The organism is Pseudocitrobacter corydidari (genome assembly GCF_021172065.1).
Taxonomy (GTDB): domain Bacteria; phylum Pseudomonadota; class Gammaproteobacteria; order Enterobacterales; family Enterobacteriaceae; genus Pseudocitrobacter; species Pseudocitrobacter corydidari.
The window spans coordinates 2,584,025-2,610,995 of sequence record NZ_CP087880.1; the positions used below are offsets into that span (position 1 = coordinate 2,584,025).

The window sequence follows — 26,971 nt, forward strand, 5'->3', positions numbered from 1 at the left end:
GGCGGCCATGTGTAGGCCCGGTAAGCGCAGCGCCACCGGGCAATGCGCACTTACGCGACCATCTGCTCCAGGTGTTCGCGTAACTCCCCTTCCAGAGGCAACGCCTTCTGCGTTTTCAGGTCAATGCAGACAAACGTAATCAACGCATCCGCCACTACCTGCCCTTCCGGGTCCAGCGTCACCACCTGGCTTAACACGCCGCTTTTCCCGTTTAACTGCTCCACTTTACTGGTTACCGTGAGTACATCGCTCAGCACCGCCGGGCGGCGGTAGTTAATATTGATATTCACCACCACAAAGGCGATATGGTGCGCGGTCATCCACTGGAAACTGGCGCTGTTTTCCAGCCCATCCCAGCGGGCTTCTTCCAGAAACTCCAGATACCGGGCGTTATTAACGTGCTGATACACGTCCAGGTGATACCCGCGAACTTTAATTTTTGTCTGCATAGCGCCATAGCCTTACATGTTATTAGAAGAGTCAGAGGTCACACCACTGGTATGACCTCTTTAGTCTGGCAAACTTTGACGCCAGTGCAAGCCGCGAGAAGCAATTAAAGCGTGAGGTGGCTCAAATTACGTTCCACCAGCGAGTTGCCCATTCCCGGCACCTGCTTCAGGTCATCCACCGTTTTGAACGGGCCATACTCCTCGCGGTAGCTGACAATGGCCTGCGCTTTCTTCAGCCCCACACCGTTCATTGCCTGCGCCAGTTCTTCCGCCGAGGCCGAGTTGATGCTGACTTTACTGCCGCCTTCATCATCGGTTTTCGCGGCAGGCATCGCTTTCGTCTGTTCGGAACTGGCCTTCGCGCTTTGCGTCACCGTCGGTTTTGCCCCGGCAGTGGAAGCTGCCTGTGCGCTTAAACTCATCCCCATGCAAGACATGACTGCGGCAATCGCCAGCATTTTGATTCCACGTTTCATACTGATTTCTCCTTGTTGATTGATAACGAAGCCACCATAGCGAGGTGCGAAAAACAATTCAAAAGGCAGATTTCAAATGTGGAAAAGGCCGCGAAAGCGGCCTTTGAGGTGTGCATCGCATTACAAATTAATGCGAGGGGGGTTCCGATTATTGTTGCTGATCGACGATGTCGCCCATCTTAATCTTCGCCGCTTTACGCAGGTTGCTCATCAAGGCTTCGAACGCGATTTGCGCGTTGTTCTGGGTGATACCCTGAACCATCGCTTTCTTCTGCGCTTCCGGCATTTCGCCCGCTTTCACTTCATCCAGTGCCAGCAGAACCACGTTGCCCTGCATGTCGTTGCCCATACCGAAGCTTGGTTTGCCGGGCTGCGGTAACGGCAGTTCGAAGGTTGCCTGGCTCAGCGGATCCTGACCGGTACGGCTCAGGGTTTTGGTTTCGCCAAAACGCAGACCAGCAACTTTCATCGCCTCGTCGCCTTTACCGTCTTTCAGCGCAGCCAGCAGTTTTTCAGCATCGAGCTTCGCCTGCTGCTCTGCTTTGTTGTGCTTAACGATATCGGTCACCTGCGCTTTTACTTCGTCCAGCGGTTTCACGCTTTCTGCTTTGTGCTCAGCCACACGCAGAACAAAAGCACGATCGCCATCGACGGTGATGATGTCGGAGTTGTTACCCGGCGCGCCGTTTTCGCCCACCAGGCCACCGTTGAAGATAGCATCGGTAACCGGTTTGAAGTTCAGCTCAGCCGGGACGTTGTCGTGACCGAACCAGCCGGTCACCGCCGCTTTCACACCCGCAACCTGCTCTGCGCTCGCAAGAGAGTCGTTGTCGCTGCTGGCGGCATCACTCACTTTCTGCTGCAGGGCATAGTAGGCATCCAGCGCTTTTTCCTGTTTCACTTTGACAGCGATTTGCGCGTGAACATCTGCCAGCGGTTTCACCTGTTCCGGCTGGATATCGTCCAGACGCGCAATCAGGAAGCCCACGGAAGATTTGATCACGCCAGAGAGCTGACCTTTTTCTTTCAGGCCCGCGTCTTTCAGTTCCGGCACGGTAGCGGAATCTTCCAGCCAGCCCATGTCGCCGCCGTTACGTTTAGAGATAACGTCGGTAGATTTCTCTTTCGCAATCGCTGCAAAATCGCCGCCGTTGTTCAGCTCATCAAGGATGGCTTTAGCATCGGCTTCGGTTTTGGTCTGGATGATGCTGTAACGTTTACGCTCAGGCTGAGTGAACTCATCCTTGTGCTGGTCGTAGTAGGCCTGTACGTCCTCTTCAGACGCGGAAGACGGCATGCTCGCCGCATCCAGCTTGATGTAGCTGACGCGGAACTGCTCCGGCGCAACAAACTGACCTTTGTTCTGTTCGTAGTAGCTGGCAATTTCCTGATCGCTTACCTGCTGCTTCGCGGCCAGCGCGTTGACGTCGATGGTGGCTTCACGCACCAGACGCTGCTGGGAAACCAGCGCGGCCAGCTGGTCGGTTTCACCCGGCAGCATAAAGTCGGTACCCGCAACGGCGCTAATCAGCTGGTTAGTGGTCAGCTGGTTACGCAATGCCTGCGCGTATTGATCGGCGGTCATGCCCATTTGGTTCACCAGCGCGTTGTAGCGGGTGTTATCGAATTTACCTTCGTTCTGGAAGGCCGGGGTCGCGAAGATTGCTTTACGCACCTGTTCGTCGCTGATACCGAGGCCCAGCTCTTTGGCGTATTGATCGAGCAGCGCTTCGTCCACCAGGCGGCTCAGCACCTGCTGACGCATTGTTTTGATGTAATTTTCGTTGGCCGCCAGTTCGGAGAATTGATCGCCCATCTGCTGCTGCATACGGTTACGTTCGCTGGCAACAGCGTTTTCAAACTGACTACGGCTGATTTCCTGGCCATTCACTTTCGCGGCATAGTTGTTACCGCCGCCGATCAGATAGCCACTTACGCCGGTCAAAATGAACGACACAATAATGATACCGAAAATTACCTTGAGCACGACGCTATTGGCTGCCGTGCGTAAATTGTCCATCATGGTGTAACAACACTCCGCTGTAGGTGACTTTTATACCCGTCCTGCCGCAGGTTGCTGACAACCCGGCAAATTCAGAGCAAATACCTCGTGCAGCATAGCACGTCTCGACCGCTGCGCGTGAGGCCGTATTTTGACAAGAAAACGGGGCCGTTGTCAGCCCGAAACGCGTAGAAACTCGCAGAAAGTGGCATTTTGGACATAAAAAAAGGCACATCGTTCGATGCGCCCTTGTACTGTTTCACATTCCCAAACGGGAGAGCGATCAGTTTACCGCGTCTTTCAGTGCTTTACCTGCACGGAACGCCGGTACTTTCGCAGCAGCGATGGTGATCTCTTTACCGGTTTGCGGGTTGCGGCCAGTACGGGCAGCACGCTCTTTAACGGCAAAAGTACCAAAACCTACCAGCGCAACATCATCCCCGGATTGCAGAGATTCAGTAACAGAAGCAATTAAAGCGTCTAACGCACGTCCAGCCGCAGCTTTGGAGATATCCGCACCCGCAGCAATTTTGTCAATCAGTTGAGATTTATTCACTGTTCTCTTCCTCTCTTTATTATTTATATCGCACCTGAATCCTTCACGGTGCAACGCGCAGCAGTTATATCAGGACTGTCATGCCCTTACAACAATAGTTGTCGATAACAGTCCTGTCAGCGTCTTAAATTAGCGAGACAAAAAAAGGCTGGCAAGTGTGTTTTCACCTGCCAGCCCTGTTTTTATTGACGCTCTTTGCGCGAGGTCACTATTTTACGGTTACAACCTGCATGCCAGTAGGCTCATTTTGCAGCGCAAGGGCCAGAACTTCCTCGATACGTTTCACCGGGTGAATATCAAGATCGGCCAGAACGTTGTCCGGAATCTCTTCCAGATCGCGCTTATTCTCATCAGGAATCAGAACAGTCTTAATACCGCCACGGTGTGCCGCCAGTAGTTTTTCCTTCAGACCACCAATCGGCAGCACCAGACCACGCAGGGTAATTTCCCCAGTCATTGCCACATCGGCGCGAACCGGGTTGCCTGTCAGGCAAGAAACCAGCGCTGTACACATGGCGATACCGGCGCTTGGGCCATCTTTCGGCGTTGCCCCTTCCGGCACGTGAACGTGGATATCGCGTTTTTCGTAGAAATCCGGGTTGATACCCAGTTTTTCTGCACGCGCGCGTACCACGGTCAGCGCAGCCTGAATGGACTCCTGCATGACTTCGCCCAGCGAACCGGTATAGGTCAGCTTGCCTTTACCCGGCACACAGGCGGTTTCGATGGTCAGCAGATCGCCGCCCACTTCCGTCCATGCCAGGCCAGTCACCTGACCGACGCGGTTTTCGTCATCCGCACGACCGTAGTCGAAGCGTTGAACGCCGAGGTAGTCATGCAGATTGTCGCCGTTAATATCGATGTGCTTCAGGGATTTATCCAGCAGCAGCTGTTTCACCGCCTTACGGCACAGTTTCGAAATTTCACGCTCAAGGCTACGCACGCCCGCTTCACGGGTGTAGTAACGAATGATGCCGACAATCGCGCTGTCGTCCACCGTCAGTTCGCCTTTTTTCAGGGCGTTACGTTCGATTTGCTTCGGCAGCAGGTGCTGTTTGGCAATGTTCAGTTTCTCGTCTTCGGTATAACCGGACAGACGAATCACTTCCATACGGTCCAGCAACGGCGCCGGAATATTCATGGAGTTCGAGGTCGCAACGAACATTACGTCGCTGAGATCGTAATCCACTTCCAGATAGTGATCGCTGAACGCCACGTTCTGCTCTGGATCCAGCACTTCTAATAAGGCAGAAGCCGGATCGCCGCGCATATCGGACGACATTTTGTCGATTTCATCGAGCAGGAACAGCGGGTTTTTAACGCCCACTTTCGCCATTTTCTGAATCAATTTACCCGGCATAGAGCCGATGTAGGTACGACGGTGACCGCGAATTTCCGCTTCATCACGCACGCCGCCCAGCGCCATACGAATGTACTTACGTCCAGTCGCTTTAGCGATAGATTGACCCAGAGAGGTTTTACCCACCCCCGGCGGCCCAACCAGGCACAGAATCGGGCCTTTTATTTTGTTCACACGGCTTTGAACCGCAAGATACTCAAGGATACGGTCTTTCACACGCTCAAGGCCGTAATGGTCGGTATCGAGGATTTCCTGCGCCTGACGAAGGTCTTTTTTGACCTTGCTGCGCGCATTCCACGGCACCTGCACCATCCAGTCGATATACCCGCGAACCACGGTCGCTTCGGCTGACATCGGTGACATCATTTTCAGCTTCTGCAGTTCGGCTTCGGTTTTCTCTTTCGCCTCTTTCGGCATTTTCGCCGCGTCGATCTTACGCTTCAGCGCTTCGTTTTCGTCCGGCGCGTCGTCCATCTCGCCGAGCTCTTTCTGAATCGCTTTCATTTGCTCATTCAGATAGTACTCACGCTGAGATTTTTCCATCTGCTTTTTGACGCGGTTGCGAATGCGTTTCTCAACCTGCAGCAGATCGATTTCCGACTCCATCATCGCCATCAGATATTCAAGGCGTTCGTTGATGTCGGACATTTCGAGCACAGACTGTTTGTCCGCCAGTTTCAGCGGCATATGCGCAGCGATGGTGTCTGCCAGACGTGCAGGGTCGTCGATGCTGTTCAGCGACGTCAGCACTTCTGGTGGGATTTTTTTGTTTAGCTTGATGTAGCCTTCAAACTGGCTAATCGCGGTACGAACCAGCACTTCCTGCTCGCGTTCTTCGATATCCGGTGATTCCAGATATTCCGCTTTTGCCGAAAAGTGTTCCCCGTTATCCGACAACGTGGTGATACGCGCACGCTGCAAGCCTTCAACCAGCACTTTGACAGTGCCATCCGGCAGCTTCAGCATTTGCAAAATAGAGGCCACGGTCCCGACGGTGAAAAGATCGTTTACACCCGGCTCATCCGTTGATGCTTCTTTCTGCGCGACCAACATGATTTTTTTATCATGATCCATGGCGGCTTCAAGGCAACGGATAGATTTTTCCCGCCCTACAAATAAGGGTATGACCATGTGCGGATAAACCACCACATCGCGCAACGGCAATACGGGGATTTCAATGCGTTCAGAACGCTCAGGATTCATAGAGCTCTCTCTTAGTTTAATGTCCGCCAGGTAATCAGATGACACAAGTGTGCGTCATGCCATCATTAACATGTATGTCAGTATATGGGGATGTATTCCACACATTCAACGCCATGATTACGGAAAAATAAAAGGGGAGATAAAATCCCCCCTTTTTGATTAACTGATTGTATGAATTGGCGAATTATTCACCAGAGGCTTGCTGCGCTTCCGGCTTACCGTAAATCAGCAGAGGCTTGCTCTGGCCGCCAATCACCGACTCATCGATAACCACTTTTTCGACGTCTTCCATAGAAGGCAGATCGTACATGGTATCGAGCAGTGCGGCTTCGACGATAGAGCGCAGACCACGCGCGCCGGTTTTACGGATCATCGCTTTCTTGGCAATGGCATCCAGCGCTTCATCGCGGAATTCGAGATCCACACCTTCCAGATTGAACAACGCCTGATACTGTTTGGTCAGGGCATTTTTCGGCTCTTTCAGGATCTGAATCAGCGCCTCTTCGCTCAGCTCATTGAGCGTTGCAACCACCGGCAGACGACCAATAAATTCCGGGATTAGACCAAATTTGATCAAATCTTCCGGCTCAACCTGCGTCAGCAGTTCGCCTTCGCTGGCTTTATCGGTTTTCGATTTCACGGTCGCGCCGAAGCCGATACCGGAACCTGTTTCTACACGGTTAGCGATAACTTTATCGAGGCCCGCAAATGCGCCGCCGCAGATAAACAGAATCTTGGAGGTATCAACCTGCAAGAATTCCTGCTGCGGATGTTTACGCCCACCCTGAGGTGGAACGGCAGCGACGGTGCCTTCAATCAGTTTCAGCAACGCCTGCTGTACGCCTTCGCCCGAGACGTCACGAGTGATAGACGGGTTGTCAGATTTACGAGAAATCTTATCGATTTCATCAATGTAAACAATGCCGCGCTGGGCTTTCTGTACATCGTAATCGCATTTCTGCAGCAGTTTCTGAATGATGTTTTCGACGTCTTCACCCACATAACCGGCTTCGGTCAGGGTGGTGGCGTCAGCCATGGTGAACGGTACGTCCAGCAGGCGTGCCAGCGTTTCAGCCAGCAGCGTTTTACCGGAACCGGTCGGGCCAATCAGCAGAATGTTACTTTTACCCAGTTCAACGCCGTTGCTGGTATCACCGTTGCGCAGACGTTTGTAGTGGTTATACACCGCTACAGCCAGGACCTTTTTCGCCTGTTCCTGACCGATGACGTAGTCATCCAGGTGATGGCGAATTTCATGTGGCGTCGGCAATGCACTACGTTCACGATGCGGCGCCACTTCTTTAATCTCTTCGCGAATGATGTCATTACACAGATCAACACATTCGTCGCAGATATACACTGACGGCCCGGCGATCAGCTTACGCACTTCGTGCTGGCTTTTGCCGCAAAAAGAGCAATACAACAGTTTGCCCGAACCATCTTTGCGTTTATCTGTCATGAGTCAAAACCTCTTTTTAAGTTCTTTGTGCCGCATATGACGACGCAAATGCCATTCTCAAGCGCAAGCCGCTTCGCAAGCGTTGTGCCGCCCATACATAGTATAGCGGCACACTCACGCTCTGGGCATCAATTACGATGGGTCAGGATGGAGTCGACCAAACCGTACTCTACCGCCTCTGAAGCAGACAAGAAGCGATCGCGTTCGGTGTCGCGTTCGATCTGCTCAAGAGATTGACCCGTGTGGTGAGCCATAAGTTCATTCATGCGCCCTTTCACTTTCAGGATTTCACGAGCGTGGATTTCGATATCCGTCGCCTGACCCTGATAGCCGCCCAGCGGCTGGTGAATCATGACGCGCGAGTTTGGCAGGCAGAAACGCTTGCCTTTCGCCCCTGCGGTCAGCAGGAATGCGCCCATGGACGCCGCCTGGCCCATACAAATGGTGCTCACGTCCGGCTTGATGAACTGCATGGTGTCATAAATCGACATCCCGGCGGTGATGACGCCGCCTGGGGAGTTAATGTACAGGTAAATATCTTTTTCCGGGTTTTCCGCTTCCAGAAACAGCATCTGCGCTACGATCAGGTTCGCCATGTGGTCTTCCACCTGGCCGGTCAGAAAGATAACGCGCTCCTTAAGAAGACGGGAGTAGATATCAAAAGAACGTTCACCGCGTGAGGTCTGTTCGATGACCATCGGCACCAGGGCCATATGGGGTGCAAAGTTATCTCGTTCGCCACTGTATGACATTTCCGTCTCCTGGATAAAAAAATGAAACCTGCTGTACTGCCTGCTCTGCTGTACTCATAGTACCTTGTGGACGGTTTACCAGCCATCGCAGCTAATACTTCCCCTTTTATGGGGACGAATCCACCCTATTTCAAGCATAACAATATTTTGCCGTTACGCTAACACCGAAACTGTGTTTTATCACGCTTACGCTGTCTATCAGTGCGATAAAAAAAACCCGCTGCCGGAAGGCAACGGGTTTTTGCTCAAACTTTAAACGCAGGAGGCGAAATTACGCCTGCTGGTTCATCAGTTCGTTGAAGGAAGTTGCTTTTTCAGACACTTTCGCTTTTTCCAGAACCGCTTCAACAGCCTGTTCTTCCAGAGCGACGCTGCGCATGTTTTCCATCAGTTCTTTGTTTTTGCTGTAGAACTCGATCACTTCTTTCGGATCTTCGTAGGCAGACGCCATTTCTTCGATCAGAGTCGCAACGCGAGCTTCGTCAGCTTTCAGTTCGTGGGTACGAATCACTTCGCCCAGCAGCAGACCAACCACTACGCGACGTTTAGCCTGTTCTTCGAACAGTTCACGCGGCAGTTCCATCGCTTGTTGCTGGTTGCCACCGAAACGCTGAGCAGCCTGGCGACGCAGAACGTCGATTTCGCTGTCAATCAGGGCAGCCGGAACGTCGATTTCGTTCGCTTTTACCAGACCTTCGATCGCCTGAGTTTTAACACGGTTACGTACTGCGCCTTTCAGCTCACGTTCCATGTTTTTACGCACTTCTGCGCGCAGACCTTCAACGGAACCATCTTCAACGCCGAAACGTTTGATGAATTCAGCAGTCAGTTCCGGCAGTTCACGTTCTTCAACTTTTTTCAGGTTGATAACGAATTTCGCTGCTTTACCTTTCAGGTTTTCAGCGTGGTATTCTTCCGGGAAGGTAACGTCGATGGTGAACTCTTCACCGGCTTTGTGACCTTTGATACCGTCTTCGAAGCCCGGGATCATACGACCCTGACCCATTGCCAGTACGAAATCAGTCGCTTTGCCGCCTTCGAATTCTTCGCCGTCTACAGAACCGGTGAAGTCAACGGTAACACGGTCTTCAGCGTCAACTGCACCGTCTTTGTCTTTCCAGTTCGCCTGCTGTTTGCGCAGGGTGTCCAGCATGCCATCAACGTCGGCTTCGGTCACTTCAACAACCGGTTTTTCAACTTCGATTGCGTCCAGGCCTTTCAGCTCAACTTCCGGATACACTTCGAATTCAACCGCGTAGGTGAAGTCTTCGCCCAGTTTGTATTCGCCCGGAACGTAGTTCGGTGCGCCAGCCGGGTTGATTTTTTCTTTGATGATCGCATCAACGAAGTTGCGGCTCATCAGGTCGCCCAGCACGTCCTGGCGAACAGATGCGCCATAACGCTGAGCAACAACATTCATTGGTACTTTGCCCTTACGGAAGCCGTCAATGCGTACTTTTTTCGCTACGTTGACCAGCTCGCTTTTTACAGCAGTTTCGATGCTGTCAGCAGGGATAGTAATCGTTACGCGGCGGCCAAGGCCCTGAGTGGTTTCAACTGAAACTTGCATCTTGTTACCTCAAAAAAATCACAGTGCTCGGTCAACTCTGAGTTTTGCCTCGCAATACCGGGATGTTCTCTTTAAATCAGATTCACATTCCGTGTCGCCAGAATCATCCCGAAGACATTCCGAAAAATAAGACGCGCATTATAGCGGCATCACTGATATGAGTCGAGAACGGTTGTTATGCCTGGATGCGGCTTTTTTCACAATTCCCGGCGAATTTTTGTCTGAAAAAGGTCAAACAGGTCCATTTTTCAGACAAAACAAAACGGCCCGCAGGCCGTTTTCTCATAAATCTGTACGCAACATACTGGAAAAGTTCCGTTAGTTGCAAATGCCTTTTCTACGCGAGACTGCCCGCGCCACGACAAGGTGGTGATGCGACGACTGTATCCTGTAACCCCTCCCACTCTTTACGCGTGTAGGTGTGCAACGCCAGGGCGTGCACCGTGGAAGCCAGCTCCTCCGTTAAAGTGCCATAGATCATGCGATGGCGATTGAGAAAACGTTCACCGGTGAAACGATCGCTGACCAGCACCACTTTGAAGTGGCTTTCAGAACCCGCCGGCACGTTGTGACGATAGCTCTCATCCGTCACTTCGAGGAACACTGGTTCGAACGCTGCCCTTAATTTTTCTTCTATATGTTCACGTATCATCATGAAGTTACTCCTCCGACAACGTTGAGATGCCGTCTATCCCTTTAAATGTTAGCCGCTTTTACCGTTTCCATTACACAAAGACAACAAAAAATTAGCGTTTGTCTGATGTGAACCGGCAAACCAATGGCGTTAACTGCCTTCTCACGCCTTTTACGCCTCACGCCGAGGTCATTGTTGCGGCGCAAGGTTATAAAACGCACAACACGATGAATTTACATGCATTGCCTACTTCCCCTTGCCGTTGGCGATGTTATGATGGCGGGAATTTTCAGTAAACAATGCGTTTGAGAGCCTGAACATGTTAAAAAAAATCCTCTTTCCCTTAGTAGCACTGTTTATGCTGGCAGGTTGCGCCACGCCGCCGACCACCATTGAAGTGTCACCTAAGATGACTCTGCCGCAGCAGGATCCCAGCCTGATGGGCGTAACCGTCAGCATCAACGGCGCTGACCAGCGTCAGGATCAGGCGCTGGCCAAAGTCACCCGCGACAACCAGCAGGTCACCCTGACTGCCTCTCGCGACCTGCGCTTCCTGTTACAAGAAGTGCTGGAAAAACAGATGACCGCGCGCGGTTATATGATTGGGCCTAACGGCGCGGTCGACCTGCAGATCATCGTCAGCAACCTGTACGCTGATGTCTCTCAGGGCAACGTGCGTTACAACATCGCGACCAAAGCCGATATCGCCATCATCGCGACCGCGAAGAACGGCAACAAAATGACTAAAAACTATCGCGCCAGCTACTCCGTAGAAGGTGCGTTCCAGGCATCGAACAAAAATATCGCTGATGCGGTGAACAACGTTCTGACCGATACCATTGCCGATATGTCTCAGGACACCAGCGTCCACGACTTTATCAAGCAAAACGCGCGTTAATCCCACTAAACTGACCCGACGCCACGTCGGGTCAGTGCTATAAGAACATGTCCAGCCATTATTTACGTATTTTCCAACAACCTAAATCGGCCATTCTGCTGATTCTTGGTTTCGCCTCCGGTTTACCCCTTGCGCTGACCTCCGGGACGCTGCAAGCGTGGATGACCGTCGAAAACATCGATCTGAAAACGATCGGCTTCTTCTCGCTCGTCGGCCAGGCTTACGTCTTTAAGTTTCTCTGGTCGCCGGTGATGGACCGCTACACGCCGCCGTTCCTGGGCCGCCGCCGCGGCTGGCTGCTAACCACGCAATGTTTGCTGTTAATCGCGATTGCCGCGATGGGCTTCCTGGAGCCTGCCTCGCAGCTGCGCTGGATGGCGGCGCTGGCGGTGGTGATCGCCTTCTGTTCCGCTTCGCAAGATATCGTCTTCGATGCCTGGAAAACCGACGTGTTGCCTGCGGAAGAACGCGGGGCAGGCGCGGCAATCAGCGTGCTCGGCTATCGCCTGGGGATGCTGGTTTCCGGCGGTCTGGCTCTGTGGCTGGCCGATAAATGGCTGGGCTGGCAAGGCATGTACTGGCTGATGGCGGCCCTGCTGGTACCCTGTATTATCGCCACCCTGCTCGCGCCGGAGCCCAGCGATGTCATTCCTGTGCCGCGCAGCCTGGAACAGGCCGTTGTTGCGCCGTTAAAAGATTTCTTTGGTCGCAACAATGCGTGGCTGATTCTGCTGTTGATCGTGATGTACAAGCTGGGCGATGCCTTCGCCATGAGTCTGACCACCACCTTTTTGATTCGCGGCGTCGGTTTTGATGCCGGTGAAGTCGGGATGGTGAACAAAACCCTCGGCCTGTTCGCCACCATTGTTGGCGCATTGTACGGCGGCGTGTTAATGCAGCGCTTAACGCTGTTCCGGGCGTTGCTGATTTTCGGCATCCTGCAAGGCGCATCGAACGCGGGTTACTGGCTGCTGTCGGTCACCGATAAACATCTCTTCTCGATGGGCGCGGCGGTATTCTTTGAAAACCTGTGCGGCGGGATGGGAACCGCGGCGTTTGTCGCGCTGCTGATGACGCTGTGTAACAAGTCGTTCTCAGCCACCCAGTTCGCCCTGTTATCGGCGCTTTCTGCCGTGGGCCGCGTCTACGTGGGGCCTATCGCCGGTTGGTTCGTTGAAGCACACGGCTGGCCGACCTTCTATCTGTTCTCGGTTGTCGCCGCCGTTCCGGGAATTTTACTGCTGCTTGTCTGCCGCCGGACTCTGGAATATACCCAGCAAACCGAACAGTTTATGCCGCGCAGCACCTTCAGCGGGGGCTATCGCTTTGCCCTGCGTCTGTTGCTCATTGGCGCACTGTTGTTAGGCGCGTGGCTTATCATGCTGATAATCGATGCGCTGGATCTGGCGTCACTCCCCTTCTCGACCAGCGTTCTGGAAGCCGGGGCATTGATTGCCATTGCCGGGGTTTTAGTCGGTTGCGTTCTCGATTATCTGGCGCTACGTAAAACGCATCAGATGTAAATCATGCGAGTCCTTTGTAATCACGATATGTAATTATTTTGGACTCCCATGAACCAACTGGGTAATTTGTTGTTTCGTGCCTTTTAGAATTCTGGAAATTACTGGAACCAATAAAAAACACTTTATTTCGTTAACCGATTCAGCATCCACACTATTATTTTTCTTTTACTGATTTGTCGCTTATTTGATGATTAATTGTTAATTATTTGTATATTATTGACAATGGTTATACCAATTGACATTTCATATCATCCTTTTATCCCTCTTTCGTTATAACACCCACCAAATCGGCGATCCGCCTGAAAAATAGACACAATTGGCAACATATGTGACATCAACGGCAGAACCCAGTAACAGATAACTGACAGAGAGCCATTCGCATTTACAGTAATGTAACTTTCCCGTAAAATACCCACACGCTTTAAGCGCCACCAAACCCCGTGGAATTGAGGTCGTTACATGAGACTCAGGAAATACAATAAAAGTTTGGGATGGTTGTCATTAATCGCAGGCACGGTTTTACTCAGTGGTTGCGATTCTGCACTTCTTGACCCCAAAGGACAGATAGGACTGGAGCAACGTTCGCTCATACTGACGGCTTTCGGCCTGATGTTGATAGTCGTTATTCCCGCCATCTTGATGGCAGTTGGTTTCGCCTGGAAGTACCGTGCGAATAATAAAGATGCGAAGTATAGCCCGAACTGGTCACACTCCAATAAAGTGGAAGCTGTGGTCTGGACGGTTCCTATCCTGATCATCCTGTTCCTCGCCGTACTGACGTGGAAAACCACGCACGCACTTGAACCAAGCAAACCGTTAGCCCATGACGAGAAGCCTATCACTATTGAAGTGGTTTCTCTGGACTGGAAATGGTTCTTCATCTATCCGGAACAGGGCATTGCTACCGTTAACGAAATCGCTTTCCCGGCGAACGTTCCGGTGCAGTTCAAAGTGACCTCGAACTCCGTGATGAACTCCTTCTTCATCCCGCGTCTGGGTAGCCAGATCTACGCGATGGCCGGTATGCAGACTAACCTGCACCTGATCGCGAACGAGCCGGGTATCTATGACGGTATTTCCGCCAGCTACAGTGGCCCGGGCTTCTCTGGTATGAAGTTCAAAGCCATTGCGACGCCGGATCGTGCCGCGTTCGACCAGTGGGTCGCGAAAGCGAAACAGTCTGCGAACACCATGGATGACATGGCGGCATTTGAGAAAGTGGCTGCACCGAGTGAATACAACAAGGTGGAGTACTTCTCCAGCGTGAAACCGGATTTGTTTAAGGCTATTACGGGCAAATTTATGTCTCACGACACAAACATGAACATGTCACACCCGGCAGGCGAGCATGCAGCGCATGAAGGGATGGAAGGCATGGACATGAGCCACGCGGAAGCCGCTCACTAAGGGGCCGAGGAAGAAAACGATGTTCGGAAAATTGACACTGGATGCAGTGCCGTTCCATGAACCAATTGTCATGGTAACGATAGCTGCAATTATCGTCGGGGGACTGGCGATACTGGCAGCGATCACTTATTTCGGTAAGTGGAGCTACCTTTGGAAAGAGTGGCTGACCTCGGTCGACCACAAACGCCTTGGCATTATGTATGTCATCGTCGCTATCGTCATGCTGCTGCGTGGCTTTGCCGACGCCATCATGATGCGTAGCCAGCAGGCGCTGGCGTCTGCTGGCGAGGCGGGCTTCCTGCCGCCGCACCACTACGATCAGATCTTCACCGCTCACGGTGTTATCATGATCTTCTTCGTGGCGATGCCATTCGTTATCGGTCTGATGAACCTCGTGGTTCCGCTGCAGATTGGTGCGCGTGACGTTGCGTATCCGTTCCTGAACAACCTGAGCTTCTGGTTCACGGTTGTCGGTGTGATTCTGGTTAACCTTTCTCTGGGCGTCGGTGAGTTCGCACAGACCGGTTGGCTGGCGTATCCGCCGTTGTCGGGAATTGAGTACAGCCCGGGCGTCGGGGTCGATTACTGGATATGGGCATTGCAGCTCTCCGGTGTCGGTACAACGCTGACGGGTATCAACTTCTTCGTCACTATCATCAAGATGCGTGCACCGGGCATGACCATGTTCAAGATGCCGGTATTTACCTGGGCATCACTGTGCGCCAACATCCTGATTATTGCTTCCTTCCCAATTCTGACGGTTACCGTCGCGTTGCTGACCCTGGATCGCTATCTGGGCACCCATTTCTTCACCAATGATATGGGCGGCAACATGATGATGTACATCAACCTGATTTGGGCCTGGGGCCACCCGGAAGTGTACATCCTGGTTCTGCCGGTGTTCGGTGTCTTCTCCGAAATCGCGGCGACCTTCTCGCGTAAACGCCTGTTTGGCTACACCTCACTGGTGTGGGCGACCGTGTGTATTACCATCCTGTCGTTCATCGTTTGGCTGCACCACTTCTTTACGATGGGTGCGGGCGCGAACGTAAACGCCTTCTTCGGTATTACCACGATGATTATCGCCATCCCGACCGGGGTGAAGATCTTCAACTGGCTGTTCACCATGTACCAGGGCCGTATCGTATTCCACTCAGCCATGCTGTGGACTATCGGCTTCATCGTGACCTTCTCAGTCGGCGGTATGACCGGCGTACTGCTGGCGGTACCGGGCGCAGACTTCGTGCTGCACAACAGCCTGTTCCTGATTGCGCACTTCCATAACGTCATTATCGGTGGTGTGGTCTTCGGGTGCTTCGCAGGTCTGACCTACTGGTGGCCGAAAGCCTTTGGCTTCACGCTGAACGAAACCTGGGGTAAACGCGCATTCTGGCTGTGGATCATCGGCTTCTTCGTGGCGTTCATGCCGCTGTACGTGCTGGGCTTTATGGGTATGACCCGTCGCCTCAGCCAGCAGATTGACCCGCAGTTCCACACCATGCTGGTTGTTGCAGCCTGCGGTGCGGCACTGATTGCTCTGGGTATCCTGTGCCAGCTGATTCAGTTCTACGTGTCTATTCGCGACCGCGACCAGAACCGTGACCTGACCGGTGACCCATGGGGTGGCCGTACGCTGGAGTGGGCAACCTCTTCCCCGCCTCCGTTCTATAACTTTGCCATTGTGCCGCAGATCCATGAACGCGATGCATTCTGGGAAATGAAAGAGAAAGGCGAAGCGTACAAACAGCCTACGCAATATGAAGAAATTCATATGCCGAAAAACAGCGGTGCGGGCATCGTGATTGCCGCCTTCGCGACTATCTTCGGTTTCGCCATGATCTGGCATATCTGGTGGATGGCAATCGTCGGCTTCGCGGGCATTGTTATCAGCTGGATTGTGAAAAGCTTCGACGAGGACGTGGATTACTACGTGCCGGTCGCTGAAGTCGAAAAACTGGAAAACCAGCATTTCGATGAGATTTCTAAGGCAGGGCTGAAAAATGGCAACTGATACTCTGGCGCATAACGCCCACGCGCACGAACATGGGCACCACGATGCAGGCCCGAATAAGGTATTCGGTTTCTGGATCTACCTGATGAGCGACTGTATTTTGTTCGCCTGTCTGTTCGCGACCTATGCCGTGCTGATGCACGGCACAGCAGGCGGCCCGACCGGTAAGGACATCTTCGAACTGCCGTTCGTTCTGGTGGAAACCTTCCTGCTGTTATTCAGCTCCATTACCTACGGCATGGCGGCTATCGCCATGTACAAAAACAACAAGAGCCAGGTCGTTTCCTGGCTCGCTCTGACCTTCCTTTTCGGGGCAGGGTTCATCGGGATGGAAATCTATGAATTCCATCACCTGATTGCTGAAGGTATGGGCCCGGATCGCAGTGGCTTCCTGTCCGCGTTCTTCGCGCTGGTGGGTACCCACGGTCTGCACGTCACCTCTGGTCTTATCTGGATGGCGGTGCTGATGATTCAGGTTTCCCGTCGCGGGCTGACCAGCACTAACCGCACCCGTATCATGTGCCTGAGCCTGTTCTGGCACTTCCTGGACGTGGTGTGGATCTGTGTGTTCTCTGTAGTTTATCTGATGGGGGCGATGTAATGAGTCATTCTACCGATCACAACGGCGCATCCCACGGCAGCGTGAAGTCCTATATGACGGGCTTTATCCTGTCCATCATCCTGACGGTTATTCCGTTCTGGATGGTGATGACGGGTTCAGCGTCGCCGGCGGTGATTCTGGGAACCATTCTGGTAACGGCGGTGGTGCAGATTCTGGTACACCTGGTGTACTTCCTGCACATGAACTCGAAGTCTGACGAAGGCTGGAACCTGACTGCGTTTGTCTTCACCGTGATCATCATTGCCATCGTGGTTGTAGGCTCCATCTGGATTATGTGGAACCTGAACTACAACATGATGGTTCACTAAGAGCGGCGAGTATGATGTTTAAGCAATACCTGCAAGTAACGAAACCAGGCATCATTTTTGGCAACCTGATCTCCGTGATCGGCGGTTTCCTGCTGGCCTCCAAGGGCAGCATCGATTACCCGCTGTTTGTCGCGACGCTGATTGGCGTGTCTCTGGTGGTCGCCTCGGGTTGTGTATTCAACAACTACATCGATCGTGACATCGACCGTAAGATGGAACGTACGAAAAACCGAGTGCTGGTCAAAGGACTGATGGCGCCTAAAACGTCGCTGGTCTACGCCACCTTGCTGGGTATTGCTGGCTTCATGCTGCTGTGGTTCGGCGCTAACCCGCTGGCCTGCTGGCTGGGCGTGATGGGGTTTGTGGTTTATGTCGGCGTTTACAGCCTGTACATGAAACGCCACTCCGTCTACGGCACCCTGATTGGCTCTCTCTCCGGCGCTGCGCCGCCGGTGATTGGCTACTGCGCGGTGTCCGGTACGTTTGACAGCGGCGCGGCTATCCTGCTGGCGATTTTCAGCCTTTGGCAGATGCCTCACTCCTACGCCATCGCGATTTTCCGCTTCAAGGATTATCAGGCGGCGAACATTCCGGTTCTGCCGGTGGTGAAAGGCATTTCAGTGGCGAAGAACCACATCACGCTGTACATCGTGGCGTTTGCTATCGCTACCCTGATGCTGACGCTTGGCGGCTATGCAGGTTATAAATACCTGATCGTTGCGGCGGCCGTCAGCGTGTGGTGGCTCGGCATGGCGCTGCGCGGTTATAAAGTGGAGGATGATAAAGTCTGGGCGCGTAAGCTCTTCGGCTTCTCCATCATCGCCATCACCGCGCTCTCTGTAATGATGTCCATCGACTTTATGGTCCCGAACTCCCAAAGCCTGCTGACGTACGTCTGGTAAGGTTTGAAGGATGTGAAAAAACCCGCTGCGGCGGGTTTTTTATTGCTGACAATGTGCGTTTTGTTCTTGCCGGATGCGGCGTACAAAACCTTGCGAATTCAATATATTGTACAGACCTTGTAGGCCTGATAAGCGTAGCGCATCAGGCAATGTTGCGTTGATCATCAGTCTCAAACTCGCTGCGGCGGGTTTTTTTATTGCTCGCCGTAGGCCGGATAAGGCATCGCCGCCATCCGGCGTTTTTACGGCAAGTGGAAAGAAAATCCCCCGGGCCTGTGAAAATGTGTTCGCCCTTATCCAGATATTCCTTCGCATAGTGCAATCCGCCTCAACGTACTGCCATTGGCATACATCAGCCCCAGATTCGACCAGGCGCCAGCAGCGCCTCACCCTCTCCCTGTGCAGCGGCTAACGTAAACCATTTTAAGGCTTCCTGAATATCCGGCGTTGTATAGTATCTGGGCTGATAATATTCCCAACCCAGCAATGCCTACGCTTGCGCATCGCCATTATTGGCCATATCGCGCAGTTCAATCATAAGGTTAGGACCAGGTTCTTTAAGCACTCCCTGATCATACAACTCGCGCGCTTTTCCTTCTGCCAGACAACCTGATGACAGCATCAGGCTACAAAGCAGTAAAATCCTATTATTGAATTTCACCTATTGCCTCTTAAAAGCTAGCTTACTTTAACTCCCATAACTTACGCGTTTCGACTTTAAGCTCGGGTAAGCCACTATTTTCATCAATATCCACATCCGTCACTTTTACCATTCCTGGATGCTGAGCATCTGGCTGGAAGAGCGCATCAGCCGTAGTACCTTCCTGAAGGCTAATATGCATTGAGAAAGAAGGCATTGTTTTAATCCATTGCCCCTGCTGGATGTCGTAGAGATAAACCACTCGCCATGCACTACTCCACCAGTCGGGGATCAGCGCAACGCGATCGCGGCCACTTCCATCCAGATCTTTTATGGTTTCAACAGCCCCTACCAGGCACTGCCTTATTTTCACGGGCTGTATCTTAAGGTTGCTATTCCACAAGTTGCACTGACATGCGTAGGAACCATCCTCATCACCCAGACATGCGCCGCCTGTAAGCGGATTCTCTTCCGTCATCCAGGCGTAGCTGCTGTTTTTGCCATCAAACTTTCCTTTTGCAACGAGATAAGCGAGATCTTTGTTTTGATTGGCCTGCGTAATATTGTCCGTTTCACTGACAATTCGCCACCCATTAGCCCCCTTTTTAACTAAAAATTCAGCGGGATAGTACTGTTGTTTGTCACTGGTTAATCCAGCCTGTTTAACAAAATTTACACGCAGAATATCGGTATTCTTATCGATGTCGAAACGGTCATAGATTTGTATTTTTATTTTATCAACAATACTTTGATCATATTGTTTATTTTTATTAAGGAAATCATGAATATTAGAAATAACGGTTTGTGAGGTCATTTCCTCGCCATACCACTTCACTTTGTCAGCATAAAGAGAATCTGATTGCACGCCTTTTTCGGCATTCAAAACAGCATTCCACCGGTAAATCAATGCGCTAATTTGCTGTTCATCCGCTGGCGTGATTGTCCTTTGCGCAAAGGCGGTTGGTATGGAACACAGCAGGAGTAAGCATATGCTCCAGAATTTAATACTATTCGTAAACACCATCGTAATCCTTTCAAAAATGTTTAATTAAAACCATCTTGTAATCTTACTGGACCAGCGTCAAACTTCCCGCCTTTAATAAATCTACATCTTTGTCATTAATTTTTGCCGTCGCATGGGTCATTTCAAAGGTCAGCTCACCACAAAACGCGTTATCCTCAATATGCAGCAACGTGGATTGACTTAACGAATTATGTTCATACCCTTCCAGGTTGCGATTGAGCGTATTCATGCCAAACGGAGCAAACGACGCGCTATCTGTCAGTACCGCGCCTTTTCGATTTTTGATGTTTAAACCCACACGCATGTTGGCAACTTCGCCAATACGGTTAGTATCAACTTGCAGATGGAGCTGGCAGGCGTAGCTATCGTTTTTACCACCGGTAAATGTGCCGACCTGTTTAAACGTCAGCACAGGCAGCTCATTACTTCCCTTTTCGCGGGCCTGCTTATCTTTTTCACAGATGGCTAAAAAGCCGTCAATACGCCCCACCCTGCTCTGCCCTTGATCAAAATAGTCTGCGGCCAGTTTGCAGTCGGTCTGCACATATTGTCCGTTGGTATACATCCAGGCCAGATAACGCCACGCAATGGCGCTCCCCTGCTCTTTCGCCGTATCAAAAAGCTGGAATGCTTTGACATAATCAATATCAACCTGTTCGCCAAGATAATAAATCACGCCGAGATTGATTAATGCCTCTTTGTTACCCTGCTTCGCTGCCCGTTCATACCATTTGAGCGCTTGCTGAATATCCGGTTTAACGCCCTTCTCTCCCGTTGCATATAAAATCCCGAGGATATTCTGGGCGTCAGGCTGGCCCAGTTCCGCCGCCTTACGATACCACTTCATTTTAAACGAATCTTTATTATCAACATTAATGAACCCGGCATCATAAAGCTGGCCGACCAGAAAAGTAATGTCAGGATCGTTATCTTTCGCCCAAAATTCAGCAATATTCAATACATCTGATTTTGAGAAGCCCAGACGATTCATTAGAAGTTCATTTCCCGTATTGACATAACTCATCACCATCTGGAGAAAGGCAAAACGCTTTGCCGGATCTTTCATTGCCGCATCTTTCGCAGAATAGATCTCATCAATGAGTTCATTAAGCGTTGCCGCGTCAACGTGGATATTCTCTTTATTTACTTTATCGGCGAGCACCTGGGCGCGGGTTGCATTCTGGGCAACGCCTTGCCCGTACTGATAGAAATAGCGTGCATTGTAGCAGCCGTAGTTACCACCGAGATCGCAGGCTTGTTCGTAGTAGCTCAATGCTTTTTCAACCTCAACAGGCACCGAAACACCGTATTCATACACGAAACCCAGCGTGGCGAGCGCTTCAGGGTCTTTCGCCTTAGCCAGCGCCTGAAGCCCGGCCAGCGCTTTAGTCTCGCCGCTGGCAAGTGTAAGATAATATCCCTCAGCATCATCGGCAGCCTGGCATACCACGGAAACTGACAATACTAAAAACAACCAATTCCATTTATTTATCAACATCCACTCGCCCTTGAATTTATTTTTTGATGACACGAATTAGATTTAAATTATATTTAAAGAGATTTATATTCACCCGACAGATATTTACACAATCGAAATCGAGGGTAATAAACCACAGAAAAATAACACTTCTACCGATCGTAAAAGTGTATTCCCATCAAAAAATACATTTATTTACTGGACTGAACGAAATTAACTCACCAGCATTTCCCGCGCGCTATACAGTAAATCAAGATGATCGCGGCACAGCGCATCCAGCGACGTACGCGACTGATGACTGGTTAAGCTCAACGCGCCCCAGTAGAGCCCTTCTCTGTCGGCCAACGGTACGGCGACCACCAGCATGCCGATTTCAAACTCCTGCTCGATGGTGGCATAACCCTGCTCGCGCACCAGCGCAATACGCGCCATCAGCTCATCAATTTCAACGGCGGTGTACGGCGTGCGGCGTTCACGTTTGATTTGCCGGAGCACCGCCTCGCACTCTTCTTCCGGCAGCGACGCCAGCCATAAACGCCCGCCCGCCGTGCAGTACACCGGCACGCGTTCGCCGAGGCGCACGGACGTCGAGTTAAACGGCGTATGCTTACTGCGCGCGATATACACCAGCTCATTTTCATCAATCACCCCCACCGACGCATGCTCTTCCGTTCGGCTGGCGATGTACTCAACGATGGGGCGCACCATGCGCGGGAATTGGGCAGAATCGACGTACGCCTGCCCCAGCCGCAACGCTTTGGGCGTCAACCAGTAGTAGCGCCCGTCGGTGCAGAGATAGCGTTCATGCACCAGCGTCAGGAAAAATCGCCGCGCCGCACTCTGCGTCAGGCCGCTCATTTTCGCCGCCTGCGGTACCGTCAGGCGCGGATGTTCTTTGGAGAAAAGCTGAATAATCGCCAGCCCTTTTTGCAGGCCGACGATCAAATCGCGGGAATGAATCTGATTTTGCATAGTCGTTCACACTTTCGCAACAAACAAGCCCATTTACTGCGATTATCGCACTGTCAGTGCGATTAACAACCCACCTGTCCGAATTCTGCGTTGTTGGTCACCGGATCCGCTGAAATACTCAATCAACATTTGATTAACAAGTGAGATGAGAAATGGTCAGTGGATTTACGCAAATCGTTGCTGTGCTTGGGCATCCTATCACGCAGGTGAAATCGCCGGAAAACTTCAACCGCTACTTTGCCGACACGCAGATGGACAAAGTGATGATCCCGGTCGATATCGCTCCGGAAGCGGTTGCCGATTACCTGAACGCCCTGCGCGGCTGGCAAAACATGAGCGGCGTGCTGGTTACCGTGCCGCATAAACAGCGCGTTGCCGGGTTACTGGACAGCCTGACGCCGCGCGCACGCCATCTCAATGCGGTGAACGTGGTCAGAAAGCTGGCCGATGGGCGTCTGGAAGGTGACATGCTCGACGGCGTCGGGTTCCAGCTGGCCGCCGAAGCGCACGGTTTTACCGCTGCGAGGAAACGCGCGCTGCTGTCTGGCTGCGGCGGCGTCGGCAGCGCGATTGCCTGGGGATTGTGTGAAGCGGGCATCAGCCACCTGGCGCTGTTCGACCGGGATGACGCCACGCGTCAGAGGCTGGAAAACCGTCTGGCGACGCATTTCCCGGAAGTCCATCTCAGTGAACTGCCCGCTACCCTTGCGGGCCTCGACCTGCTGGTCAACGGTTCTCCGGCGGGCATGCAGGGTTTTGATCCACTGCCGTTGCCGCAGCCTCTGCTCGACACCTTACAAAAAAGCACCCACGTCGCCGATGTGGTAACGGCTCCGGTGATCACCCCACTGCTGGCCTTTGCGCAAACGCGCGGCTGCACGGTGCAAACCGGCCCGGAAATGGCGCTGGCGCAGATGAAACTGATGGGCCAGTTTATTGGCGCAATCCCTGGTGAGCACGAGGTAGCCGCATGAAAAACTGGGATGTGATCGTTATCGGCAGCGGCGCGGCGGGCTTTGCTACGGCGGTCACGGCCTGCTGCAAAGGCTTGTCGGTGCTGATGCTGGAGAAAGCGCCGCACTTTGGCGGCACATCGGCGATTTCCGGCGGCGCGGTGTGGATAAACGACACCGACCAGGCTCGCCAGGCGGGTAAAAGCGGCTCACCCGACGCCATCAAAACTTATCTGCGCACCATTATTGGCGATGCGAATTACCGCCCGGCACTGGTGGATGCATTTGTGGATTCCGGGCGCGAAGCGCTGGCATTCCTTGAGCAGGAAGGCGCGGTGAAATACAGCCTGCGCCCGCTCTCACCCGATTATTACCCGGATGAAGCCGGGGCGGTCGATGCCGGTCGCGCGCTGGAAGTGGTGGAATTTGACGGTCGTGAGCTGGGTGAACACTTCAGCACCCTGCGATCTCCGCCTCCGGGCATGCTGCTGTTTGGCGGCATGATGGTCAACCGCGTCGATATTCAGCACTTCCTGGATATGCGCCGTTCGTGGACGTCGTTCCGTCACTGTTCGCGCCTGCTGCTGCGCTACGGTCGCGATCGTCTGCGTCACCCGCGCGGAACGCGTCTGGCGATGGGCAACGCGCTAATTGCGCGGATGGCGACGCTGGCACTGCGCAAAGGGCTGGACCTGGCGCTGAACGTCAACGTGACCGCGTTAATTGAAGAGCAGGGCCGCGTTACGGGCGTCACCATTAAACGCGAAGGCAAAGAAGAACAGCTACACGCGCGCTGCGGCGTGGTGCTGGCGGCTGGCGGTTTTGCTGCCGGGCAGATTGCCGCGCGGTTCCGTCCGGCAACGCAGCAGCATTTCACCATGTCGCCCGCGACCAACGACGGCGCGGCATTTCAGCTGGCGGGCCGCGTCGGCGCGCAAGAAGGTGCCGATCTTCCCTCTAACTTTTTCTGGGCCCCGGTGTCGGTTTTACGTCACCCGGACGGCACGGAAGAGCGCTTCCCGCATCTGGTTACCGACCGCGCGAAACCGGGCGTAATTGCCGTCAATCAGCGCGGCGTACGCTTTGTAAATGAGTCGAACTCTTACCACCACTTCGCCAGCGCGATGCAGCAGCAGTCGGAAAACGCGCCCTGCTATCTGATTAGCGATGCCCTGGCGATGAAAAATTACGGTCTCGGCCTCGCGCGTCCGGCCCCGGTCAACAACGATGCGCTGATAAAAGCGGGATATTTGCATAAAGCCGATACCCTCGCCGCGCTCGCGCAGCAGCTCAACCTCGACCCACGCACGCTGGAAGAGACCGTCGCACGCTATAACCGCGATGCCGCTAACGGTAGCGACAGCGAATTCCGCAAAGGCGGGAACAGCTACAACCGGGCGATGGGCGACCCGGCGCATCAGCCTAACGCCTGCAACGCGCCGCTGAGTCAGGGTCCGTTCTACGCCATCATCCTTTATACCGGCGATTTAGGCACCTCACGCGGGCTGGTCACTACCGCCGACGCACAGGTGATGAATCAGCAAAACGAGGCCATTCCTGGCCTGTATGCGGTCGGTAATGACATGGATTCCATGATGGCGGGCACCTATCCCGGCCCCGGCATTACGCTCGGCCCGGCGCTCACCTTCGGCTATCTCGCCGCGAAACATATGGTTCAACAACAATCCCTTTAACCAGGAGAACAACATGATCTACGAAAAACGCACCTACACCATCAATCCACTGAAAATGGCCGACTGGCTGGCGCTGTATAAAAGCGACGCTTATGCAGTGCAAACCGAGCACCTTGGCAAACTGATTGGCTTTTTCTTTACGGAAATTGGCGTGGTGAATCAGGTGGTGCATATCTGGGCGTATGAAAGTCTGGATGACCGTCTGGTTCGCCGTGGCCGCATGGCCCAGGATGAACGCTGGCTGACCTTCTCGCGTAAAAATCGCGAGCTGGCGGCGGTTGAGCGTCTGGAATCGGTGCTGATGCGCCCGACCGATTTCTCCCCGCTGCAATAAGGAGCCCAGGATGAGCAGGCAGGTAAAGGTAGATGTTCTGGTGGTCGGTTCCGGCGCTGCGGGTTTATCCGCCGCCGTTACCGCCGCGCTGCATGGCGCACGCGTGCTGGTCGCGGAAAAAGAGCCGGTGATTGGCGGAACCAGCGCCTGGTCCGGCGGCTGGCTGTGGATCCCACGTAATCCGCTGGCGCGTGAAGAGGGCATCAACGAAGAGGAATCCGCCCCGCTTACCTACCTGAATGCGGAGATGGATGGCCGCCCTGCCGATGCGCGCTTGCAAACGTTTCTGCGCTACGGCCCGGAGATGGTCGATTTCTTTCGCTCGAATACTGCGGTGCAATTTCTCTCCGGCAGCAAAATGCCGGATTTCCACAACTCCCCCGGTTTTGCCACCGGCGGGCGATCGGTCACCGCGCAGCCTTACGACGGGCGCGGCCTGGGCGACTGGCTGTACCGTTTACGCGCCCCGCTGGAGACCATCAGCCTGGCAGGCATGGGGATCGCGGGCGGTGCGGATATGGCGCATTTTTTCAATGCCACCCGTTCACCACGATCGGCGTTCTACGCCACCCGTCGCCTGCTGCGCCACAACTGGCAGCGTCTGCGCTACGGGCGTGGGCAGCATCTGGTGAATGGCAATGCGCTGGTCGCGCGCCTGCTGCGCTCGGCGCTGGATGCTGACGTTCAGTTCCAGTTGAACGCCCCGGTAGCCCGATTGCTGAAGCAGGAGGGGCAGATTATCGGTGCGGTGCTCGATAGCGATGAAGGCGAGATAACCGTCAGCGCTGGCGCGGTAGTGCTGGCCTGCGGCGGCTTTCCGCACGATAAAGCACGGCTGGCGCAGGAAGTACCGCACGCGCGTCAGGGCTACGGCCACTTTTCCGCCGCGCCGCCGGGGAATCAGGGCGATGGCATCCGGCTTGGCGAAGCGGTTGGCGGCCATTTTGAGCATAATCTCAAGCACCCCATGGCCTGGGCGCCGGTATCACGCGTCACGCTGGCAAGCGGATTACAGCTTGCGTTCCCGCATCTGGTCGAGCGTGCCAAGCCGGGGTTTATCGCCGTATTACCCAACGGGAAACGCTTCACTAACGAAGCCGATTCCTATCACGATTTTATCGCCGCGTTAATTGCCGCGACGCCGGAGGGTGAAAAACCGCAGGCATGGCTGCTGGCAGACCAGCGCACGCTGAGCCGTTACGGATTAGGCCACGCGCGGCCCACGCCGTTTCACGTTAAGGCGTGGGTGCGCAACGGCTATTTGCAGTCCGGCGAGACGCTGGAAATGCTGGCGAAAAACTGTGGGATTGAGGCAACCACGCTGGTGGAAACCGTCGCGCGCTTCAACGGTTTTGCCGAACGCGGAGTGGATGAAGAGTTTCAGCGCGGCGCATCCGCCTACAACTGCGCCCAGGGCGATGCCACGCATCAACCCAGCCCGACGCTGGGCGCGATAAAACAGGGGCCCTATTACGCCGTGCGCATTCTGCCCGGTTCGCTGGGTTCGTTCAGCGGCCTGCTGACCGATGAACATGCGCAGGTACTGAACGACCAACATCAGCCTATCCCCGGCCTGTACGCCGTGGGGAACGATATGTCGAGCGTCATGCAAGGGTTCTACCCCAGCGGCGGCATTACGCTTGGCCCGGCCATGACCTTCGGGTATCTGGTGGGCAAAAAACTTGCCGCAAACATAACAAAAACAGCGTAATACATCGCTTTGCCACGGAAGGCTAAAACATAAC

23 protein-coding genes and 1 pseudogene are annotated in these 26,971 nt (G+C 53.4%); 11 read left to right on the forward strand and 13 right to left on the reverse strand.

The features are described from left to right. Positions 1-50 precede the first annotated feature (50 nt). The 9 genes from G163CM_RS12025 to bolA all read right to left on the reverse strand — a co-directional run bounded on the left by G163CM_RS12025 (position 51) and on the right by bolA (position 10,482). Complete coding sequence (locus tag G163CM_RS12025; protein WP_015965563.1) at positions 51-449, reverse strand: YbgC/FadM family acyl-CoA thioesterase; 399 nt, start codon at positions 447-449, stop codon at positions 51-53. A gap of 104 nt (positions 450-553) precedes the next feature. Then, positions 554-925 carry a helix-hairpin-helix domain-containing protein gene (locus G163CM_RS12030; protein WP_231825114.1) on the reverse strand — a complete coding sequence of 124 codons (372 nt, stop codon included), beginning with the start codon at positions 923-925 and terminating at the stop codon, positions 554-556. 148 nt (positions 926-1,073) lie between these two features. Then, positions 1,074-2,948 (reverse strand): peptidylprolyl isomerase, encoded by a 1,875-nt coding sequence (ppiD, locus tag G163CM_RS12035; protein WP_231825115.1) that lies wholly within the window; start codon positions 2,946-2,948, stop codon positions 1,074-1,076. Positions 2,949-3,210: 262 nt separating this feature from the next. Continuing rightward, positions 3,211-3,483: a nucleoid-associated protein HU-beta gene (hupB, locus tag G163CM_RS12040; RefSeq protein ID WP_015965566.1), complete on the reverse strand. Its 273-nt coding sequence runs from the start codon at positions 3,481-3,483 to the stop codon at positions 3,211-3,213. A 208-nt stretch (positions 3,484-3,691) separates the two neighbouring features. Beyond that, a complete protein-coding gene (gene lon, locus G163CM_RS12045; RefSeq protein WP_231825116.1) occupies positions 3,692-6,046 on the reverse strand; it encodes an endopeptidase La in 2,355 nt (784 codons plus the stop codon). A 184-nt stretch (positions 6,047-6,230) separates the two neighbouring features. Further along, positions 6,231-7,505, reverse strand: coding sequence for an ATP-dependent protease ATP-binding subunit ClpX (clpX, locus tag G163CM_RS12050; protein ID WP_015965568.1), 1,275 nt, complete (start codon positions 7,503-7,505; stop codon positions 6,231-6,233). A 128-nt stretch (positions 7,506-7,633) separates the two neighbouring features. Further along, a complete protein-coding gene (gene clpP, locus G163CM_RS12055; RefSeq protein WP_003021624.1) occupies positions 7,634-8,257 on the reverse strand; it encodes an ATP-dependent Clp endopeptidase proteolytic subunit ClpP in 624 nt (207 codons plus the stop codon). 271 nt (positions 8,258-8,528) lie between these two features. Next, positions 8,529-9,827 carry a trigger factor gene (gene tig / locus G163CM_RS12060; RefSeq protein ID WP_015965570.1) on the reverse strand — a complete coding sequence of 433 codons (1,299 nt, stop codon included), beginning with the start codon at positions 9,825-9,827 and terminating at the stop codon, positions 8,529-8,531. Positions 9,828-10,164: 337 nt separating this feature from the next. Further along, positions 10,165-10,482, reverse strand: a complete 318-nt coding sequence (gene bolA / locus G163CM_RS12065) for a transcriptional regulator BolA (RefSeq protein WP_041686300.1) — start codon at positions 10,480-10,482, stop codon at positions 10,165-10,167. Positions 10,483-10,780: 298 nt separating this feature from the next. On the opposite strand from bolA, the gene G163CM_RS12070 reads away from it, so the two are divergent. The 7 genes from G163CM_RS12070 to cyoE all read left to right on the forward strand — a co-directional run bounded on the left by G163CM_RS12070 (position 10,781) and on the right by cyoE (position 18,132). Then, a complete protein-coding gene (locus G163CM_RS12070; RefSeq protein ID WP_231825117.1) occupies positions 10,781-11,359 on the forward strand; it encodes a lipoprotein in 579 nt (192 codons plus the stop codon). 47 nt (positions 11,360-11,406) lie between these two features. Further along, a complete protein-coding gene (ampG, locus tag G163CM_RS12075) occupies positions 11,407-12,882 on the forward strand; it encodes a muropeptide MFS transporter AmpG (protein WP_231825118.1) in 1,476 nt (491 codons plus the stop codon). A gap of 459 nt (positions 12,883-13,341) precedes the next feature. Continuing rightward, a complete protein-coding gene (cyoA, locus tag G163CM_RS12080; protein ID WP_231825119.1) occupies positions 13,342-14,289 on the forward strand; it encodes a cytochrome o ubiquinol oxidase subunit II in 948 nt (315 codons plus the stop codon). A gap of 19 nt (positions 14,290-14,308) precedes the next feature. Then, positions 14,309-16,300, forward strand: coding sequence for a cytochrome o ubiquinol oxidase subunit I (gene cyoB / locus G163CM_RS12085; RefSeq protein WP_015965575.1), 1,992 nt, complete (start codon positions 14,309-14,311; stop codon positions 16,298-16,300). After that, positions 16,290-16,901: a cytochrome o ubiquinol oxidase subunit III gene (locus G163CM_RS12090; protein ID WP_015965576.1), complete on the forward strand. Its 612-nt coding sequence runs from the start codon at positions 16,290-16,292 to the stop codon at positions 16,899-16,901. The genes cyoB and G163CM_RS12090 overlap by 11 nt, the downstream gene beginning before the upstream one ends. Next, on the forward strand, positions 16,901-17,230 hold the full coding sequence (locus G163CM_RS12095) for a cytochrome o ubiquinol oxidase subunit IV (protein WP_015965577.1): 330 nt from the start codon (positions 16,901-16,903) through the stop codon (positions 17,228-17,230). The genes G163CM_RS12090 and G163CM_RS12095 overlap by 1 nt, the downstream gene beginning before the upstream one ends. An 11-nt stretch (positions 17,231-17,241) precedes the next feature. Then, positions 17,242-18,132 carry a heme o synthase gene (gene cyoE / locus G163CM_RS12100; RefSeq protein ID WP_015965578.1) on the forward strand — a complete coding sequence of 297 codons (891 nt, stop codon included), beginning with the start codon at positions 17,242-17,244 and terminating at the stop codon, positions 18,130-18,132. 238 nt (positions 18,133-18,370) lie between these two features. Here the strand turns inward: cyoE and G163CM_RS12105 are convergent. From G163CM_RS12105 to G163CM_RS12120, 4 genes and pseudogenes are all read right to left on the reverse strand, one after another. Further along, positions 18,371-18,754: pseudogene (locus G163CM_RS12105) on the reverse strand (tetratricopeptide repeat protein); the annotation flags it as partial. A 61-nt stretch (positions 18,755-18,815) separates the two neighbouring features. After that, positions 18,816-19,796, reverse strand: a complete 981-nt coding sequence (locus tag G163CM_RS12110; protein WP_231825120.1) for a hypothetical protein — start codon at positions 19,794-19,796, stop codon at positions 18,816-18,818. 43 nt (positions 19,797-19,839) lie between these two features. Continuing rightward, positions 19,840-21,294 carry a sel1 repeat family protein gene (locus G163CM_RS12115; RefSeq protein WP_231825121.1) on the reverse strand — a complete coding sequence of 485 codons (1,455 nt, stop codon included), beginning with the start codon at positions 21,292-21,294 and terminating at the stop codon, positions 19,840-19,842. Positions 21,295-21,486: 192 nt separating this feature from the next. Continuing rightward, entirely contained in the window at positions 21,487-22,245 is a 759-nt protein-coding gene (locus tag G163CM_RS12120; protein ID WP_231825122.1) for an IclR family transcriptional regulator domain-containing protein, read from the reverse strand. A 152-nt stretch (positions 22,246-22,397) separates the two neighbouring features. Here G163CM_RS12120 and G163CM_RS12125 point away from each other — a divergent pair, with 152 nt between their 5' ends. From G163CM_RS12125 to G163CM_RS12140, 4 genes are read left to right on the forward strand one after another with little or no spacing between them, the layout of a single operon-like run. After that, complete coding sequence (locus tag G163CM_RS12125; RefSeq protein ID WP_231825123.1) at positions 22,398-23,219, forward strand: shikimate dehydrogenase family protein; 822 nt, start codon at positions 22,398-22,400, stop codon at positions 23,217-23,219. Continuing rightward, complete coding sequence (locus tag G163CM_RS12130; protein WP_231825124.1) at positions 23,216-24,892, forward strand: FAD-dependent oxidoreductase; 1,677 nt, start codon at positions 23,216-23,218, stop codon at positions 24,890-24,892. The genes G163CM_RS12125 and G163CM_RS12130 overlap by 4 nt, the downstream gene beginning before the upstream one ends. 13 nt (positions 24,893-24,905) lie before the next feature. Then, on the forward strand, positions 24,906-25,226 hold the full coding sequence (locus G163CM_RS12135; RefSeq protein WP_015965584.1) for an NIPSNAP family protein: 321 nt from the start codon (positions 24,906-24,908) through the stop codon (positions 25,224-25,226). 10 nt (positions 25,227-25,236) lie between these two features. Next, positions 25,237-26,937, forward strand: coding sequence for an FAD-dependent oxidoreductase (locus tag G163CM_RS12140; protein WP_231825125.1), 1,701 nt, complete (start codon positions 25,237-25,239; stop codon positions 26,935-26,937). The last annotated feature ends 34 nt before the right edge of the window (positions 26,938-26,971 follow it).